Origin of the sequence: Chthonomonas sp. (assembly GCF_035294505.1) — a bacterium.
Taxonomy (GTDB): Bacteria; Armatimonadota; Chthonomonadetes; order Chthonomonadales; family Chthonomonadaceae; genus Chthonomonas.
On sequence record NZ_DATGKU010000113.1, the window covers coordinates 1 to 2,500 of the forward strand.

General features: G+C 57.0%; 2 tRNA genes and 2 rRNA genes (1 of these 4 cut by a window edge). All 4 read left to right on the forward strand.

Annotation, left to right across the window (positions count from 1 at the left end):
• Nucleotides 1–54, forward strand: a 16S ribosomal RNA gene (locus VKV18_RS06475); the annotation flags it as partial.
• Nucleotides 55–206: 152 nt separating this feature from the next.
• Nucleotides 207–280: transfer RNA gene (locus VKV18_RS06480), tRNA-Ile, on the forward strand.
• A gap of 22 nt (nt 281–302) precedes the next feature.
• Nucleotides 303–375: transfer RNA gene (locus VKV18_RS06485), tRNA-Ala, on the forward strand.
• Nucleotides 376–692: 317 nt separating this feature from the next.
• Nucleotides 693–2,500: ribosomal RNA gene (locus VKV18_RS06490) — 23S ribosomal RNA — on the forward strand (it continues 1,047 nt past the right edge of the window).

A 2,500-nucleotide genomic window follows, 5' to 3' on the forward strand; every position in this document is an offset into this window, starting at 1 on the left:
ACGAAGTCGTAACAAGGTAGCCGTACCGGAAGGTGCGGCTGGATCACCTCCTTTCTAAGGGTTGGGGGTGTGGGGTGGAGAGGAACGCTGAAAAACCCATTTCAGCCTCTCTTGCCTAACACCCTATACCTAAAGTCGATACCTGGTCTGTGATAAGCGCAAGCGCTTCCGTCCACGCGACGTTCTTAAGGCACTCTAACGGCCGTGGGCCTATAGCTCAGCTGGTTAGAGCGCACCCCTGATAAGGGTGAGGTCTGAGGTCCGAATCCTCATAGGCCCATCCCGCCCTAGGGGTGGGTTTTGGGGGCTTAGCTCAGTTGGGAGAGCGTCTGCTTTGCACGCAGAAGGTCAGCGGTTCGACCCCGCTAGCCTCCACCTGATGAAAAGAGGGAGCACAACCGCCCTTGACAAAAGGGAAAGGGGTGTGGTAAATTAAACCTCGCCGCGCGACGCAGAGAGCGCGCGATAACCGCCGGATAGGCGGGGCCACTTGCAGCAGAGATGGCAAGGGCCAAACGAAGCACTTTAATAACCGAATAGTGGAAACGCAGCATCTTTCAGAAAAGATGAAAAGCAGCATAGAGCGCATGCTACAAGCGCGGCTGCAGTCTTCTGTGGGAACGCTCCTCCTTTGCACGATGCCGCAAGGTATCGGGGTGGAAAGAGAGTGAGCGTGTGCAGCAGAGGAAGCAGCTAAAGATACACAGGGCTGCTGGTGGATGCCTTGGGGCGATGTGCCGATGAAGGACGCGCCAAGCGGCGATACGCGGTGGGGAGCTGCAAGCAAGCGATGATCCACCGATCTCCGAATGGGGCAACCCGACGGGTGTAACGACTCGTCATCCCGCTTTGCGGGAAGGGCACGAGGGGAACTGAAACATCTAAGTACCCTCAGGAAAAGAAAGCAGATGCGATTGCCTAAGTAGCGGCGAGCGAACGGGCAACAGCCTAAACCGACAGGCCTGTCCTGTCGGGGTTGTGGGGCCGTCAATACGGGGACCGATACGGTGTTCTAGAAAGTGCCTGGAACGGCGTGCCATAGAGGGTGAAAGCCCCGTATGGAACGTTGTGTCGGCTCTAGACGGTACCCAAGTACCACGGAACACGAGGAATTCTGTGGGAATCTGGGAGGACCACCTCCTAAGGCTAAATACACATCGCCACCGATAGTGAACCAGTACCGTGAGGGAAAGGTGAAAAGCACCCCGGGAGGGGAGTGAAATAGAACCTGAAACCAGTCAGCCCGCAAACAGTCAGAGCCTCCCGTTAGGGAGGTGATGGCGTGCCTTTTGCATAATGACCCGGCGAGTTACTGGCGGTAGCCGCTTAAGCCACTCTGTGGCGGAGGCCGAGCGAAAGCGAGTCCGAATAGGGCGCGTTAAGGTTGCCGTCAGTAGACCCGAAACTGCGTGATCTACCCATGGTCAGGGGGAAGCGGGTTTAAGCGCCCGTGGACGCCCGAACCAGTGTACGTTGAAAAGTGCTTGGATGAACTGTGGGTAGTCTGGTGAAATGCCAATCGAACGCAGAGATAGCTGGTTCTCCCCGAAATGCATTGAGGTGCAGCCTCATTCGTTCTGTCTCGCAGGTAGAGACACTGGATGACCTAGGGGCCTTCCCGGGTTACCGAAGTCAACCAAACTCCGAATGGCGAGACACCACAGAATGGGAGTGAGACTGTGGGGGATAAGCTCCATAGTCGAGAGGGAAACAACCCAGACCTTCCGCTAAGGCCCCCAAACGTGGGCTCAGTGTGAAAGGATGTGAGGGTGCACAGACAACCAGGATGTTGGCTTTGAGGCAGCCACCATTTAAAGAGTGCGTAATAGCTCACTGGTCGATGTGTCCTTGCGCCGATAATGTAAGGGGGCTTAAGCCTACTGCCGAAGCGAAGGCGTGGCCCGTAAGGGCTACGGGTAGGGGAGCGTTGCGTTCTCCGGTGAAGCCGTAGGCGAAAGCCGCGGTGGAGGGAACGCAAGTGCGAATGCCGGGATAAGTAGCGAGAAGACAGGTGAGAATCCTGTCCGCCGAAAGCCTAAGGTTTCTTAAGGAAGGCTCGTCCTCTTAAGTTTAGTCGGTCCTAAGGCGAGGCCGCAAGGCGTAGCTGATGGCTGTCCGGTTGATATTCCGGAACCGGGTGTAGGCGTTGAACGGCCGGGGACACTTCTCTGGCGTCCGTCGTGCAGCTGGTTGCACGTTGGGGTAACCCACTAGTGGAGCCCTTCGGGGCAAAGCGAAGCGGGCAAAAGAGGGGTCGAGAAAAGCCGGTCGGGAGCCTACATTCGACCGTACCGCAAACCGACACAGGTAGGCGCGTAGAGGATACGAAGGCGCTCGAGATAACTCTCGCTAAGGAACTAGGCAAACTGACCCCGTAACTTCGGGAGAAGGGGTGCTCTCCGCAAGGGGAGCCGCAGTGAAATGGGCCGAGCGACTGTTTACCAAAAACTCAGGTCTGTGCTAAGCCGAAAGGCGACGTATACGGGCTGACGCCTGCCCA